We start from the raw sequence: 16,807 nt of genomic DNA, 5'->3' as shown, positions 1-16,807 counted from the left end.
GGTCTAATTTTTATATAATTAAAATGCAATAAAACAAACTGTTACGAGTTAGAACATAGTAAAGTTTGAGGAAAACCACAAATACTGCGGTTATTCGCGAAAAACTCTAAAACCAAATCCCGTTGATTAGCGAGTCAATGGCGCCATTAAAAATTTAGGCGCAATATCATCAGCTTGAATGCATCGCTACGACCATGACGTATATGTAAAACTAAAAGAACACGTTAAAACAGTGCGTTATTTTGCGTCTTCGCAGGCTTTTATTGAACTCTGCAGTATTTTTATCAATAATGCCCTATCGGTAATTATCGTTGTAAACCACATGGCGCAACTTGCAACTCTACTTCAACAGGCATCTCAAAATTTCCAGCAAAACAACTTTTCTGGCGTTGAGACAATATGTCAAAAAATATTGGCGACAATTCCCAATCAACCGGATGCACTTCATATTTTAGCAATGGCTAAGTTACGCTTAGGTAGCGTGAAATCAGGCGAGCAGTTATTTGAACAAGCGATAAAGGTGCAGTCCAACAACCCTAGCCTGTATTTTAATTATGCCAATCATTTGCTCAGTAAAGGGCAATTTAACAAAGCGGTCGAACTGTACCGTAAGTGTTTACAACTGCAACCACAAAATGCGAACGCCCACTATAATCTTGGGTTAGCGGCGACCAATGCCGAAGACTACAACCTTGCATTGCAACACCTGCAACAGGCGAAAAAACTTCAGCCCAAGAACCTTAACATTGCTATTGCTTTGGGAAATGCATACAAGCGAAATTCTGATTTTGACAACGCCATAGACCAATTCGACCAGGTAATAAACGAACAGGCAGACAACTTCCAGGCCTGGTTTAACAAAGGGTCGACACTACGCACCAAAGGTGAACCGGACGCGGCATTAGCCTGTTATCAGAAAATCAAGAAGCAAGGGGCACAATCTGCAGAGTTTCACTTTAATCTGGGCTGTGCTTATTACGATTTAAACCAGATTGATCAGGCCTCGCAAAGCTTGCAAAAAGCCATTGAGATCCACCCCGAATATGTGTTGGCTCACGAAACTTTAAACAAGTTAAAATGGGAAACTGCAGAAACAGAGAGCTTTAATGAAAGTTACCTTAAGGTTACTCCTACATTAAGTGCACCAAGTCTCCCGTTAACCTACTCATTTATTTCTCAACTGTTGTTTACTAAGCAATACGAACAGGCAATAGCAGAAACCAATCGAGCTTTAAAAACATTCGGCAATGTCCCAAGCCTGACTCACGTTCTGGCTACACTGCACACCTATACCAAAACGCCTGAAAATTGGCGTGAAAAATGCCTGTTCTGGTTTCAATCCTGTGTCAACAGCGAGCCTGATAATACCCGCTTTCGGATTGATTTGGCCAACCAATATATTGCAGTTCACGAATATAAAAAAGCATTAGCGCATCTTGATATCGCAGCAAAACTTGAACCTAACAATCAAGAAGTCTGGGCATATCTGGGAATTTGCTGGCGTTTGACAGGCGATGAAAGGGGCGCCTGGCTGAATAATTACCAAACACTAGTGAAAAAACATCGCATCGTCGCCCCAGCTCACTACGATAATCTCGAACATTTTCTAAATGAAGTTAAGACCTGCTTAAATCAATTGCATCTAGCCGAAAAAAGTCCCCTTGATCAGAGCGTTCGCATGGGGTCACAAACTACTGGCCACTTGTTATTGAAACCGATAAAAGTCATTCAGGAGCTAAATCTTGCAATACGAGAACAGACTCAGGCCTATTTGCAAGCGTTGCCTGTTGACACCACTCACCCATTTTTAAGCCGCAATCACCGGACATTTAAGATTGAAGGCAGTTGGTCGGTAAATTTGCGTGACCAGGGCTTTCATACTAATCATATTCATCCGCATGGCTGGCTATCCGCACCTGTCTATATTTCAATACCTCAAATCATGTCTGCTCAGGATCCTGAGCAACAAGGGTGGATAAAATTCGGGGAAACGTCATTGGATATGGGAGAAAATGAAGAAGTAGCAATGTCACTGTGCCCAACCGCAGGCGACATCGTTTTCTTTCCAAGCTATATGTGGCACGGCACATTTCCTTTTGCCGCGAGTCAATCAAGAATGACGACTGCCCTGGATATACAACCCGTATAAAAATATATACCCGCTTTTTAACGGTGAGCCAGCCTTGCTAGCTCACCATGACCCAACACTTCATTTAACCAAGGTTGGTAGTTTTTCCAGCGGCCACTGGAGCTGCGATACAAAGGCTTACGAACTTGCCAAACACTCGCAGTTTTCACCGTATTTTTTAACGTGTGAAAATCCAGACAACTGGGCTCAAACTTAAGCCCCAGAAATTCCAGCAAATCTGTAACTTCGGTTACCGGCGATTCTATCAATTGTTCGTAATCAAAAACATAAACATTATCAGGAAATAAAGTGCACCAGTGTTCGATCAATGCCTGTTGTTGTTGGTAATAATGCAGGCAATGCTGAATGTCAGCAGCGTAATTATACCCAGGACCTAGCTGCAGAAAATAGTTAGAAAGACAGTTGTCCAGAGGATGTCTGCGAGTAAAAATAACTTTCGCGTTGGGGAACATCGCCATGATTAAGCCAACATAGACAAAGTTATCGGGGCGTTTATCGGTGACTAAACTGGCATCAGGAAACGCGTCTTGTAAGTCTTGCAAATATGCCTCAGATAAGGATTGCAATTGCTTAGCATCAACACCTTCAAGTCCAAATGGAAAGTTAGGCATTAAGCCTTTAATTTGACGCGGTAAAAACTCTCGTTCGCCGCCGGCGGTGATGCTCGAATGTCCTGCCAGTAACTGTTCAACCAGGGTAGAGCCGGAACGAAACATGCCACAAATAAATATGGGTTGTTGCGGATTCGCGAGGGATTGTTGCTCAAAATATTCAGGGTTAAAGTGCTGCTTTATCTGGCTGAAGGCAGATTCTACTTTTTCGCTTTCATAAGGCGGCAAAATATAGCGATTCAATGTATTTGCCTGCTGATACCAATCCCAGGCTTGTTCGAACTGCTGTAGATCATTAAAGGCTTTGCCAAGCGCGAACCGGGCACTGATATGAGATTGAATGGTATTTCGATTTGGAGCAGCAAGACAAAACTTCTTAAGCATAGAAATATGCTCATCCCGTTCATCGTAACTGTCATTGTCATTGTGATAATCCCGCAACTGGACGATTCGCGAATGGCAATCGATGGCATTTGGGGAAATAGCCAGGATTTTCTTAAACAATGTGTTTGCTTGTTGCCGGTTGCCTAAATCTTCTTCAAGATTTGCCAGGTTATATAATGCTGACACATATTCACTGTTCAGGTTTAACGATTTTTCCAGATATTTTCTAGCACTGGCATTATCCCGCAAAAAGTCACTATAGATAAGGGCAACGTTCAGAAATACTTCTTCCGGCTGGCTGATACCTAGCCTATATGCCTGTAGGTAATGTTCGATACTTTGCTCATAATCCTGCGCAAGCTTTAGCTGGTAAGCAAGATTAAAATGTCCCTCGGGATCCTTCGGTTGCAGCGTTAAATACCGCTGATAACACTCCACTGCCCTTCGCCATTGTTTATGTTGATTAAAGTAGTGAACAAGTTGCTCATATGCAGAGCGATTGCCCGGGTTGCGAGCGATATTGTGCTCCAACTTATCTACTGTCTTTTGATCTATATCGGCCATGAACGATTTCAATTAACTTTGCTAATGGCTCAGTATACCTTGACGCTAAGGTGATTTAAAACGCCGATAGGACTATTTTTTACAGCAATTGACTGTGCTTACAACTACGCTAACGACTGTCAAAATGGCTGTGCAATTAAATAAGGAGAAAGCTTCCCAAAACATGGGCGTTTAACTCGCCGGGAAAAATGCGACAGGCAACTTCACTTTTTGAATAAAGAATAAAAACACAAAAAAAAAGTGAGCCGAAGCTCACTTTTTATATCATTAAGTTCTGTTTAATTTAGAACTTAAGAGTAGCGCTCACGTGCAAGTAACGACCTAATGTGTCGTAGAAACCAGATACAGCGTTAGCATTCGTAGATAATTCGCCGCCAACCATTGGTGGCTCTTTATCAAATACGTTGTTAACACCAACTAGAACACCTAGATTATCCGATACGTCAAATGCGGCTTTCAAGTCAATAAAGCTTGCACTGTCTAGACCACCATTTGAACCAACGAACTCATCACCACCGGCATAATTGCCTTCATCATCATATTCCAAACCGGAATAGCTAACTTCACCGTAGTAACGCCAGATGATCGATGCAGTCCAGAAAGTATCCATATCATAAGATACTTTCGCAGAGTGACGCCATTCAGGTTGCGCGAAACAACCGTTATCGATTGTGCCAGCACAATCTACGCCATCAAACTCTTTCTTCATCATGTAAGTACCGTTTAAGTTAGCACGTAAAGTACCACCAAGAAGGCCTTCTTGCATGAAGTTAATAGTTGTATCGATACCTTCAAAGTGCATGCTTGAAAGGTTGATGTTTGTTGCTTGAACATAACCAGCAGTACCTAACCAAAGGCTACCAGCGCCGCTACGTACAACGTTATCACAGTATGCCGCATCACCAGTTTCAGCACAGATATCAACAGTATTTTGAGCACCTGCAGTACCGATTACGTCTTCAACTTCGATATCCCAGTAATCTACTGTGAAGTTTAAGCTGTCAAGTGGGTTAGCAACAACACCGAAAGATACGGTATCAGCCACTTCAGGTTGCAACTCTGGGTTACCACCGAATAGACCATTATATTGGCTAGCCGGGCTTGGAGTAATGTTACCGTATTGACCTGCTGTTACACCCGTAAGAGCACATTGTTCAGGCGTGTATTTAGGAGTTGGACCGGCACAGTTATCAGCACCACCCCATAAACCTTGGCTTTGCGGAGCAAATAGCTCAGCAATGTTTGGCGCACGTACCGCACGAGCATAACTTGCGCGAACTTTCCAGTCATCGGTGATGTTCCAGTCAACTTTAGTTGAGTAAGTTGGCTCGCCGCCAGATGTGTCGTAATCAGAATAACGACCACTTAGATCAAGCGTTAAGCTCTCTGCTAAGAACATGTCTGAAAGAAGAGGAATTGACGCTTCCGCAAAGATTTCACGAACGTCATAGCCACCCATGATAGAAGTCGTTGGGCCACCTTGACCTAACAATAGACCTTGAGCGTATACTTCATCAGAAAGACGCTCGAATTCTTCTTTACGGTACTCAGCACCAACAACCATAGCGATTGGGCTATCAGCAGTTGGAAGACCGAAAGGCAATTCACCTGTAACGAAACCACTTACTGTCGATGAAGTAGTAATACCGTTTAGGATACCAACACCGGTAAGTGATGAAGCAGACTCTGCAGTTACACCTTGATACTGGAATACATCATAAAAGATACAAGCAGCATCGGCAGCACACGCGTCTGCATCTACTGCAGTTGCGATACGAGGTGCAAAGAAATCGTTTTCATAAGCGGCTGAAGAAGACGTTGAACCGTAGTTAACAAACGCTTCATAAGACCAAGAATCAGAGATTTCACCTTCTGTACCGACAACGATGCGGTAAGAATTGTGCTCAAGGTTTGACTTACGAGGTCCACCTTCAACGTTACGTTTACCGATATAAGTTGCAAATTCATCCGCTGCAGTCAAACCTAAGTTATCCGCAAGATATTGCTGTTGGTCAGCATTCAACTGCGAAACAGGTAATACATAAGTTTCGTTGAAGAACGTACCTGATTCAGCAATTTGCGCAACCGTGCGGTCATGCATGTAGTTGAATTCTAGGAACGGCATGAAATGCTCATTCACTTCGTAGTTTACGAATGCACCTAGAGTGAACTTCTCATCTGGACGCATAAAGTGGTTAACTGGAGCGTAGTTATACAAGTTACCAGAAGAAGGTTGGAAGTTACTGTCTTGAGTAAGCGTTAAGTAATCCCAGTTACCCCAGTCAAAAGCGCCATCTGCATCAACGCCACCAAGATAGAAGTTAGGAACGATAGCGTTACCTGAACCACCACAAGAATTACCACGACCACTAAGCGCACAAGATGAGAAATCTCGAGCTTCTTGACGAAGTTCGTCACTGCGACGCCATGTAGCGTATGCAACCGCGTGACCTTTATCACCTAGCTCACCACCAACCGTTAAGTCGATGTTGTATGACTTTCCGTCGATACCAGTGTTGCCTTCAGGATATTCGAAATTTTTCTCGTCCATCAAACCTTGGATATAGCTGTTATCGTTATCATGTTGGTAACCAGAAGCACCAACAGTCAATTCGAAACCTTCGAAATCATCGTTCATTACGAAGTTAACAACACCAGCTACCGCATCTGCACCGTAAGTAGCAGAAGCACCACCAGTTAGAACTTCAACACGCTTAACAAGCGCTGCTGGGATCTGGTTAATATCTGGTGCTTGTGAGTAAACACCACCAGAAGGAAGACGACGACCGTTAACAAGTACCAAAGTACGGTTAGGACCCATACCACGAAGGTCGAGGTTAGCTGTACCAGATGCACCGTTAGATTGGAATGCAGTTTGACCCGCTTCGATTTGTGGAAGAGTATTCAACAAATCTTCGATACGAGTAAAACCAGATAGTTTGATTTCTTCTGCACTTGTGATGAAAACTGGGCTAGCAGATTCCATATCAGTTCTCTTGATACGAGAACCAGTCACTTCAATGCGTTCTACTTCTTCTTCTGCTACTGCTTCTTCAGCAGCAAAAGCATTTGCTGAAATACCAGCTGTTGCACTTGCACCGAAAGCAAGAGCAATACGAACTGCTTTAGCAAGCTTGTTATTGCTATACATGTTTACTCCCTGGACCACTTTACGTGATTCGTTTTTGTTAGAATTCAAAGCTAATTTGCTTTGTATTTTTTCTTATAATTAGGCCATACGACCTGATCTGTCGGTCTCGATATTAAACCGATCAACTCAAACAGGTCAACTAGTTAAATCACATTCTGATAAGATTTTTTACAATTTGGTTCCGATTAGAAACACATACCTACATAAATACTGCATAAAATCGCTAAAAAACTAGATTTTTATTAGCCTCAACTGATGTTAAGTTATCTTTACAAACTTACCCTAGCCAGCCAAAAGAACATTAAACCATTGAATTGTTAGAGGTAAATCACATGAGTTATGTAAGCAAATGTATCAAGTTAATATTTTTCAGCCATAAAAACATATTCACAGTTAAAAATTTGTAAAACTGTACAAATGTGTACGATTATTGAGCGCATCGAGAATATATTTGGGCCAATGAACAGGAACTGATACAATTCTTAAGTCTAAACATTCAGAACAACTTTTAAGGTGATCCTGACGCGTGTCGTTCTGCGAATTGTTCAGTTTAAGAAAAAGTGCAGGTGACCATTGGAGTTTTTTTCCGAACCAACATTATTAGTAACACTCTCTATCGTCGGTTTACTCGCTGGTTTCATTGACGCTGTCGCTGGTGGCGGCGGCTTGCTGACAGTGCCCGCCCTGCTCACCTCGGGTTTACCTCCTCATATTGTATTGGGCACCAATAAGTTATCCGCCAGTTTTTCCTCGCTCACGGCCTCACTGACCTTTTTTAAAAAACGATTATTCAACCCTTTGTTTTGGGTTCAGGCGGCGATTGCTACCGCCATTGGTGCGTTTATCGGCACTATGGTAGTGCATCAAATCAGCGCAGAGTTGTTAGAAAAAGTATTGCCTTTGGTGATTTTAGTCTGTGCCATCTATACGATGACAGTAAAAACGGCCACCGAAGAAATTAATCAGTTACCACAGAACAATACCAGGTTCAAAGTCATCCAATGGCTACAAGGAACATTATTGGGTTTTTACGATGGTGTTGCAGGTCCCGGCACCGGGACATTCTGGACGGTTTCATCGCTTGCTTTGTACAAGATGAATATCCTGTTAAGTTCTGGCCTCGCCCGTTCAATGAATTTTATCAGTAACTTTACATCACTGCTCACGTTCATTTACCTTGGACAAGTCAATTTTGTCTTAGGTTTGTCAATGGGGCTATTTATGATTTTAGGTTCCTGGATCGGTGCGCATTCAGCCATTAAATTTGGTAACCAGTTTATCCGCCCAGTATTCATTTTCGTCGTCATGCTAATGGCGATAAAACTGGCGATAGACGCCTGGTTTTAACCCACAGGAAAGCAAATGCGTTCAGAAATAAAACGGCTTCACCAATTACTGGAGCATCTGGTGGAAGATGCAAAGCTTGCCGACGATAGAAACAAAGGGCGTAAATCCCATTATTATTTAAAACGTCAGGCGCTATTCGATGACCGTTTATTCAATCGTTCCTATGATAATTACAGCGATTACCTACCCGGCATTAAAACCAAACTCGATCATTTGCAAACCCTGCTCGACAACAATCAACAAGAACTGGGGTTTAACTTACTTGAACAATTACAACACCAAATTTCATCGTTGATAACCGCAATTAAAGCCAATGAGAGCCGTCATCAAGATACCGATTATCGAATGCAACGGCGCCAGCGCCTATCCACAAAACACGTCAAAAAAGTCACGCAAACGCTGATGCAACCCACCCAGGAACTTTACCAAAAGCTGGCTGAATACCAAGGGTTTGAAAAACGTTTGCAACAGATGTTGTTCGATGAGCAGGACAAACTTAATCGGGCAACCAAACAGGATACCGCTCTACAGGATAAAGTGCTGGCCCTGCATCAACGGCTAGGGCGTTGCAGACAAGCAATCGCGCGCTTAGAAACGGATATCGAAAAACATCAAAAGCGTTAGCGACTCGTTGCATTCGCACATTGATAAACAAGACAGAGGCAATGGGAAACAGAGTTAATTAGACACAAATGTAAACTTTGGTGATGCGGTAATTTAAGTGTCAAAATCTAGTTGTCAAAATCTAGGTGCCCGTTGCCACGTGTAAGCTATTAGCTGCTCGATCTGACAATATAAATTGGAGCGAGGACTGAAAAATTGGTCACCCATGAAAAGGGCGTGAATTTCGAGAGATTGGTGGCCCCTCCCTCAGCCGCATCCCGGCACATGAGTCGTCTGCTGCGGTTGCTTCCTTCCGGACCTGGCCGAGTTCACAGAGTATCATTGCGGGAGGACCAAGAGAGGCACCGCAGAAGCTGCAATCAAGATATTACAGCGATGCGCATTATGCGCAATCACGGCCTGCCATGCAAGTCCTCAACGGGAAAAATAACTAAAAATTATCATAACCGACAAGAAACGGTCGCAAATGTCTCTGAGTCTTATGCGGTTAAGCCATTTCGCGCATTAAGGTGCGTCAACACAGCAACCATTACGCCCCTCGAAAAAGCCATTAACCCAGGCTTAAAAGCAATCAGGGCGTTTCGCTTTCTCCGCGCTAAAAATAGATTTAATGCTTTTTAGTTGAGATTCAACATCACCGTCAATGCGGCAGGTTGGATGAAACACAACCCGTTTATGTTTAAAGTCGAACTCGACCGGCAACACGGGTATTTGTGCATCTTTGGCGATAAACATAAATCCTTTTTTCCACTCATCGACCTTTTTTCGGGTGCCTTCTGGCGCAATAACCAGCATCAGCTTTTCCCTTTGCTCAAATTCTGCAACCATCTGGCCGACGACGCCATTCGGCGAGCTGCGATCAATCGCGATGCCGCCAAGCTTTCGCATCCACCAACCTAGAGGGCCTTTAAAAAGTGCATCTTTACCGAGAAAACTCACGTTTAAATTAAGCGCCATTTTTATCGCAAGCCCGACTAAAAAATCCCAATTCGAGGTATGTGGTGCGACAATGACCAAAAGCTTAGGTTCATCAGGGAATGAACCTACCAGTTGCCAACCGGAAATCGAAAATGCTTTTCTTCCAAGCCACTGGGTGAAACCGCCATCAGTCTGCGGCACACTTTCAGGAATATCCGGAAAAGAAGTACTCATAAATCCATTTCTCCTGTGCACTTATTCAAATGTCTATATCGATGTCGTAGCAATGCCGTGCAATGTCATGCAATGCTACTCAATACCTTAGTAAGGCCTGAACGATGACCTATCAATTTATCGGGTTTATTTCACTGTTCTACTTAGCAGATTCAATCCAATTGCTTTTGAATCTGATGAGCGACTGATTGCAATTGCAACAGATTCTCTTTACCAATTCTCAACAAAAGTTTGTCAGCATCTGGCAAACTTTCCAAATCTTCACTTTGAAATTTATAAACCATATCGGGTTGCGTCAGCACCGGACTCACTTCAGGGTATTCAACCGCCAGAATTCTGTCGATGACATCCGTCGCGACATCATTAAACGTCCGTTCAGGAAAGCCCAACTCCTGGAACGCCTCTTCAAACAAAGGTGAGAGTTGCTGATACACCGCCGTTAGTTGTGCCGGTTCAAAACTGGCAAGCAGGTCCAAATAATCGACATATCGGCTAAAGTTTTCTGGGCTAATAACAAATTCTTGATCATTGATTTGCGACGCTTGAAATTTGCCTTGGGGAGGATAAACCGGAGCCTCGCGAATGGTGAGATCGCCACGGGCGAAATTATCCGCAAAAACCACAGTGCGACGAATAATATCACTTGGGATCAGGACATCGAGCAATTCTGGTGCCATGGTCGCTTCGCGAATTAAAGATACCGTCAATTCATCACTATTATCCAGTTCGGGTAAGATGACTTCAGACGCCGGTTCTGCGGGTTCGGGTTCCGCTACCATTTCCGGCGCTTGTGGTTGTGTTTCCGGGGCAGTGTCTATATCTTCTGGTTCGGAAATTTGCGGTTCAATTTGCAGTTTCTCGTCTTTTAAATCAACAATTTCCGGTTGTGGCCTACTGGTTGGGTTGTCGATAAACACCATATAATACGCTCCACCAAGTATCACCAGAGCAATGATAAAGACAATAATACCCAGTGGCGCTGACTGCTGATTTTCTGAAGATTGTTTTTGTTCTGTATTCATTTTTCCTACCAATCGGCTCGGACTTGAACCAATAAAAATAAAGCTGTTTAAGTCAACAGCCTTAAAACCATACTACTCTATTTTATTAGCTTAGTTAACGGAGCAAAAAAAAGAAAAATGAATTTAGCAGATAGCCTTTAAATCAAAGAGTTAAAGGCTAGATTTGGAGATGACTGCCTAAACAGACGAATCGGGTTGATGCTCTGGTAGCGCTTGGTTAAATGCGGCAAGTTTTTGGCAATTGTCATCAACCTTGGTAATTAACGGGAACCGACTGAGATCGACGTTGAATCGCTTTGCATTGTAGACTTGCGGGATCAAGCAAAGATCTGCCATTGTCACAGTATTACCAAAACAGTAGTTGCCGGCAGTTTTTTGCAAGCGTTTTTCAAAAGCCGTAAATCCAACGTCCACCCAATGGGCATACCACCGTTGCTTCTGCTCAGGGGTTGCCGATAAATCTTCAGCTAAATAAGTCAACACCCGCAGATTATTCAAAGGATGCAGATCGCAGGCAATATCATTCGCCAATGCCTGAACCTGACTGCGCGCTTGCAGGCTGTCTGGGTATAATGCCGGTTGTGGAAATTTCTGTTCCAGATAGTCGAGGATCGCCATGGACTGATTTAACTTAAAATCGCCATCCACCAGCGTTGGTACCAGTTCACTTGGGTTCAATAATTTATAGGAGTCTGAGTGTTGCTGACCGCCATCTTTTACCAAGTGTACTGAAATAAGCTCGTGTTCGATTTGCTTCAGGTTCAGTGCAATACGTACTCGATAAGCCGCTGAAGAGCGCCAATATCCATATAACGAAATCATAAAATTCCTGGCTTTGTTAAAAAATGAAAAAACCGTGATAAGAAACCGAGATCCCAAATCAAGTTTGGGATGACGAGCGTTGCGTTTGTTATAACGAGTGGAGCGTTTCGAGTGACGCTTATTGCATTTCGAGTGACGCTCAGTGCATTTCGAGTGACGCTCAGTGCATTTCGAGTGACACTCAGTGCGTTTCGAAAAACAAGCGGTGCATTTGCCCATCTGTTGGCACCTTGCGCCGCCCGCAGCCGCTATTTCACGTTACTTTACTTCTTATATTCAACCACAGTTTGGTCGATAGTACCGAAAATGGAGTCTCCGTTATGATCAAACATTTCGATACGAACCTTATCACCAAATTGCATAAATGGTGTAGATGGTTGGCCGTCGGCAATAATTTCCAGCATGCGCTTTTCTGCCAGACAGCTTGAACCCGCGCTGCGGTCGTAATTTGAAATGGTACCTGAGCCAATAATACAACCCGCGCCTAAAGGACGCGTTTTTGCCGCATGGGCGACGATGGTTGGGAAATCAAATGTCATATCGACGCCAGCATCGGGCTTACCGAATAAATCATCATTAAGGTGGGTCACCAAAGGTAGTGCCAGCTTTTTACCATCCCAGGCATCACCAAGCTCGTCAGGAGTAACCGCAACCGGAGAAAATGCGCTTGAGGGTTTGGATTGGAAAAAACCGAAACCCTTTGCCAGTTCGCCTGGGATCAAATTACGCAGTGAGACATCATTGACCAACATCAATAATTTAATATGCGGCTCTGCTTCTTCAGGCGTAACGCCCATAGGGACATCATCGGTGATCACCGCGATTTCAGATTCAAAGTCGATACCCCATTCGGTAGAGCCCATTTCGATATCATCACGCGGCCCGATAAATGAATCCGAACCCCCTTGGTACATCAATGGATCGGTCCAGAAAGTGTCCGGCATTTCAGCATTTCGCGCTTTGCGCACTAACTCAACATGATTCACATAAGCACTGCCATCTGCCCATTGATACGCTCGTGGTAACGGCGATTCGCAATCCGCTTCAACAAAATCTATCGCACCACTTACCTGGCCGGCGTTTAACTGCTCATAGCGAGATTCTAACTGCACAGACAATTCGGCCCAGTTATCAATAAGCGCCTGCATTGTGTTTGCCACATCACTGACGCTAACGGCTTGACTCAAATCGCGAGAAACAAGCATCAGTTGACCGTCGCGAGTGTTGTTTTTTAATGTTGCAAATTTCATCTAAGTATCTCTTCCATAGATTGCTGATTAACCATGAGCTAGGGAATAATTGGCCGTTAATCAACTTAATGATAGTTGTATATGTTGGAGCAAAGTGTACGTGAAAATGTAGACTTGACCAAAGTCGCACGCTGAGGTTTTCTGCAGCGAATGTGCCTATAAGTTTACGAAAAAAAACGGACATTCGTATACTTAGCTTTACATTAATTGCAAAACTCAGGCATTGCCAAGTTCCCACCGACGTCAATCTGTCACCGAACATGCGACAAACTGCGTATGTTCTCCACCGATGCTAATCTTCTTTAAGAACAATAACGAGGCTCAGCATGCTTCAAGCATTGCCAAGTTCCCACCGACGTTAGTCTGTCACCGAACATGCGACAAACTGCGTATGTTCTCCACCGATGGTAATCTCCCTCGAAAACAATAACGAGGCTCAGCATACTTCAAGCATTGCCAAGTTCCCACCGACGTCAGTCTGTGACCGAACATGCAACAAACTGCGTATGTTCACCACCGATGGTAATCTACCTCGATAACAATAACGAGGCTCAGCATGCTTCAAGCATTGCCAAGTTCCCACCGACGTTAGTCTGTCACCGAACATGCAACAAACTGCGCATGTTCTCCACCGATGGTAATCTCCCTCGAAAACAATAACGAGGCGTTAGCCTCGTTATTAAGTTAAATCTTCACTGTCTTCTTGTTTATGTTGTATTCTCGCAATTTATTGGCAATCGCCGTGTGGCTAAGACTCAATTTTTTTGCCAGTTGGCGGGTACTTGGATATGCCGGATAGAGTTTACGCAGCAGATCGGCTTCGAATCCTTTTACAGCATCTTCCAAAGTGCCATTAAATTCCTGCTCCAGATAACCGTGATCCCGGGTAAAGTTCGGAAGCTGCAGGTGCTCGATACTGATGGTGTCACCTTCAACCAAAGACGCTGCTCGCAAAATCACATTCTCTAACTGGCGTACGTTGCCGGGCCATGGATAATGTTCGAGAAACTCGCGACATTCTGTATCTATAAACATTTCACCACGATGATTTAACTTCGCGGATTTGTTTAAGAAGGTTTCTGCTAAAGGAATAATGTCGGCACGACGATCTCTAAGCGCTGGAATCGTAACTCCAAGCACGTTTAGTCGATAATACAAATCTTCTCTAAACTCACCTTTTTGTACTAGTTCCAGTAAATCTTTATTGGTCGCACAAATAATACGAACATTAACCTTAATTTCATTCTCATCATCAATTCGTCTGAAACTGCCATCCTGAAGCACGCGAATCAACTTAGTCTGTAGCTTCGGTGACATTTCTGCCACTTCATCAAGAAACACGCTACCGCCATCCGCTAAATCAAACAGGCCTCTTTTGCTTTGCCCTTCGGCGCTATACTTACCGAACAGTTCTGTTTCTGCGGCGTCATCCGGCAACGCCGCGCAATTTAACAACATAAACGGGTTGTCACTGCGATCACTGGCATTATGACAACAGCGCGCCAACAGTTCCTTTCCGGTACCGGTTTCACCTTGAATCAAGATCGCCGAATCTAGCCCTGCCATTCGCCTGGCTTCGCGGATCACTTTACGCATTTGCGAAGAACTGGCCTGAACGCCTACAAAGTCATTTCCTTTGGGATGCTTAAACGCGCTGATTTGTTGACCAAGGCGGGCTTCTGATTTCAACATCAGTAACGCTCCGGTAAAGACTTCATGACCATCTTCGCCGGGTACATAAATAGGCAAGATATCCGCGACATAATCTTCATCATGAAGGCGCAGTTTACGGGTATGAGGAAGGATCTCTCCGCTATCTAAATATTTAGAAAAATTAAAGCCTTTAATAAAATGACTGATTGGCTGACCAATGACATCCGCTTCTGACTCTCCAAGCTTTTGCTCCGCCAATTCATTTAGACCATAAACATTGGCACGAATATCGATGGAAATCAGAGGGTCCGGTAACGTCCTGACGATGGTTTCTAACAGGTTATGTTCGCGTTCCGACGGCATATGGGTGGTGGTTTTTACATCAATCACACCTTCAACCAATCGCAATAGTGGCATAAAGTCCTGTAATTGAGAAAACTCAAGATCCGGAATATGTACATATATCTCTCCGGACTCTGTAATGGCATCAATACCTTTTAAGTTAATTTCCCGCTCTACCAGAATAGCTAAGACTTCCTGAGCAATACCGACTCGGTCCTGGCAAGTAATTTGTAAACGCACGTCACGGTTCCTGCATAGATTAGATGAATGACTGTAAATTAAATTTTACAAAAAAAAAGCCCCACTTGGGAGCTTTTTCTTTCAGTAACTGAAATTAGATGATGAAAACTATAAAAGTGCGTCGGTTTTGGCCGCACAAATAAAGTCATTTTTATGTAATCCACCAATCGCATGGGTCCACCAAGTGATCGTAACCTTGCCCCATTCGGTCAAAATTGAAGGGTGATGAAATTCCGCTTCTGCCAGTTCTGCCACTTTATTGGAAAACGCTAACGCCAGTTTAAAGTTTTTAAATTTAAATTCACGCTCTAACATCATCACATCATCACGGACTACCGGCACCCAATCGGGAATTTGTTTCACTAATTGTGCCAACTCGGCATCACTGACTTTAGGTGCATCGGCGTGGCAGGCTTCACATACTTGAGCATTTAATTGTTCTGTCATTGCTTAACTCGCTTGTTTTATCATCTTTGGGGCGAATAACGGATCATGTAGCCCTAATTTTTTGGCGGATTCGACTAACGCCATTAAATCAAGATTACTGATTTCATCTAATTGATTGATATGGTCTATTAAGAAATATACCGGTTGCATGATATCGATACGGTAAGGCGTCCGCAGCACGTCTAACGCATCAAATGGTTTTCGTAACGGGCCTTCGTCATGCATCGCGTACTGCGTTTCTCCGGGTGAAGATAATATTCCGCCACCGTATATTTTAAGACCATTTTCGGTCTGCATTAATCCGAACTCTACGGTGAACCAGTATAGTCGAGCCAGATAGACCCGATCTTCTTTACTGGCCTTTAATCCAAGTTCGCCATAGGTTTGGGTAAACTTCGCAAACGCAGGATTTGTTAACAGTGGGCAATGGCCAAATATCTCATGGAAGATATCCGGTTCCTGTAAATAATCAAACTCTTCCTCGCTACGAATAAATGTCGCAACCGGAAACTTTTTCTGTGCAAGTAAGTTAAAAAACTCACCAAAGCCGATTAGGGCTGGAACCGGTGCACATTGCCAACCCGTGGTCCGCTCAAGTACAGCGCTGACTTCGTTTAATTGCGGCACTCGATCCTGAGGCAGCGCTAATAATTTCAAACCATCGAGATATTCCTGACACGCCTTGTCTTCGATGCACTCAATCTGACGCGCATAGAGCTTTTGCCAGATCCGGTTTTCTTGCTCGGTCCAGCAGATATTGCCATCGTCATCGGCTGCTTTTGACACATAGGTTGTGCTTTTCGCCATTCACTTCTATTCCTATCTTGTTGTCCTGATTTTCAGGTTTATTGGCAAATTCAAATCAGTGTCGAGTTATGATTATGATTAGACCCAAGCATAGGCATTGAGTGTGACACCGCTGAATTGCAACTTTATGGGTTAATAGTAAGAAATGTCAGATCAGAAGAAAAACAGATCAGGCTTGAGGCGTTTTATCAGGTGTAAGGAATTAGGTACAGGCGCTGTCATTTGGCTGATTATCCGGTCAA

12 protein-coding genes and 1 other RNA gene are annotated in these 16,807 nt (G+C 43.6%); 3 read left to right on the top strand and 10 right to left on the bottom strand.

Features of this window, described 5'->3' with window-relative positions; translation table 11 throughout:
• The first annotated feature begins 322 nt into the window (after positions 1 to 322).
• Entirely contained in the window at positions 323 to 2,149 is a 1,827-nt protein-coding gene (locus tag FE810_RS10410; protein ID WP_171022330.1) for a tetratricopeptide repeat protein, read from the top strand.
• Positions 2,150 to 2,166: 17 nt separating this feature from the next.
• On the opposite strand, the gene FE810_RS10405 is transcribed toward FE810_RS10410, so the two are convergent.
• Positions 2,167 to 3,708: a tetratricopeptide repeat-containing sulfotransferase family protein gene (locus FE810_RS10405; RefSeq protein WP_138319994.1), complete on the bottom strand. Its 1,542-nt coding sequence runs from the start codon at positions 3,706 to 3,708 to the stop codon at positions 2,167 to 2,169.
• A 283-nt stretch (positions 3,709 to 3,991) separates the two neighbouring features.
• Positions 3,992 to 6,877, bottom strand: coding sequence for a TonB-dependent receptor domain-containing protein (locus FE810_RS10400; protein WP_306416912.1), 2,886 nt, complete (start codon positions 6,875 to 6,877; stop codon positions 3,992 to 3,994).
• Between the two features lie 555 nt (positions 6,878 to 7,432).
• Here FE810_RS10400 and FE810_RS10395 point away from each other — a divergent pair.
• Positions 7,433 to 8,206: a TSUP family transporter gene (locus FE810_RS10395; RefSeq protein WP_138319993.1), complete on the top strand. Its 774-nt coding sequence runs from the start codon at positions 7,433 to 7,435 to the stop codon at positions 8,204 to 8,206.
• A 15-nt stretch (positions 8,207 to 8,221) separates the two neighbouring features.
• Positions 8,222 to 8,830, top strand: coding sequence for a primosomal replication protein PriC (gene priC, locus FE810_RS10390; RefSeq protein WP_138319992.1), 609 nt, complete (start codon positions 8,222 to 8,224; stop codon positions 8,828 to 8,830).
• Between the two features lie 241 nt (positions 8,831 to 9,071).
• On the opposite strand, the gene ffs is transcribed toward priC, so the two are convergent.
• The 8 genes from ffs to phhA form a co-directional block, all read right to left on the bottom strand.
• An RNA gene (ffs, locus tag FE810_RS10385) (signal recognition particle sRNA small type) lies at positions 9,072 to 9,168 on the bottom strand.
• A gap of 223 nt (positions 9,169 to 9,391) precedes the next feature.
• The gene (locus FE810_RS10380) at positions 9,392 to 9,982 is read right to left on the bottom strand and encodes a lysophospholipid acyltransferase family protein (protein WP_138319991.1); all 591 of its coding nucleotides are present in this window, start codon (positions 9,980 to 9,982) and stop codon (positions 9,392 to 9,394) included.
• 152 nt (positions 9,983 to 10,134) lie between these two features.
• Positions 10,135 to 11,004 carry a DUF3014 domain-containing protein gene (locus FE810_RS10375; protein WP_138319990.1) on the bottom strand — a complete coding sequence of 290 codons (870 nt, stop codon included), beginning with the start codon at positions 11,002 to 11,004 and terminating at the stop codon, positions 10,135 to 10,137.
• Positions 11,005 to 11,181: 177 nt separating this feature from the next.
• Positions 11,182 to 11,823: a maleylacetoacetate isomerase gene (gene maiA, locus FE810_RS10370; protein ID WP_138320047.1), complete on the bottom strand. Its 642-nt coding sequence runs from the start codon at positions 11,821 to 11,823 to the stop codon at positions 11,182 to 11,184.
• A 266-nt stretch (positions 11,824 to 12,089) separates the two neighbouring features.
• Positions 12,090 to 13,076, bottom strand: a complete 987-nt coding sequence (locus tag FE810_RS10365) for a fumarylacetoacetate hydrolase family protein (protein WP_138319989.1) — start codon at positions 13,074 to 13,076, stop codon at positions 12,090 to 12,092.
• A gap of 684 nt (positions 13,077 to 13,760) precedes the next feature.
• Complete coding sequence (gene tyrR / locus FE810_RS10360) at positions 13,761 to 15,311, bottom strand: transcriptional regulator TyrR (protein WP_138319988.1); 1,551 nt, start codon at positions 15,309 to 15,311, stop codon at positions 13,761 to 13,763.
• A gap of 108 nt (positions 15,312 to 15,419) precedes the next feature.
• The gene (locus FE810_RS10355; RefSeq protein WP_138319987.1) at positions 15,420 to 15,758 is read right to left on the bottom strand and encodes a 4a-hydroxytetrahydrobiopterin dehydratase; all 339 of its coding nucleotides are present in this window, start codon (positions 15,756 to 15,758) and stop codon (positions 15,420 to 15,422) included.
• A gap of 3 nt (positions 15,759 to 15,761) precedes the next feature.
• Complete coding sequence (gene phhA / locus FE810_RS10350; RefSeq protein WP_138319986.1) at positions 15,762 to 16,565, bottom strand: phenylalanine 4-monooxygenase; 804 nt, start codon at positions 16,563 to 16,565, stop codon at positions 15,762 to 15,764.
• Positions 16,566 to 16,807 lie beyond the last annotated feature (242 nt).

This window comes from Thalassotalea litorea, assembly GCF_005843925.1.
Taxonomy (GTDB): Bacteria; Pseudomonadota; Gammaproteobacteria; order Enterobacterales; family Alteromonadaceae; genus Thalassotalea_A; species Thalassotalea_A litorea_A.
This window is presented reverse-complemented; position numbering and strand designations above follow the sequence as displayed.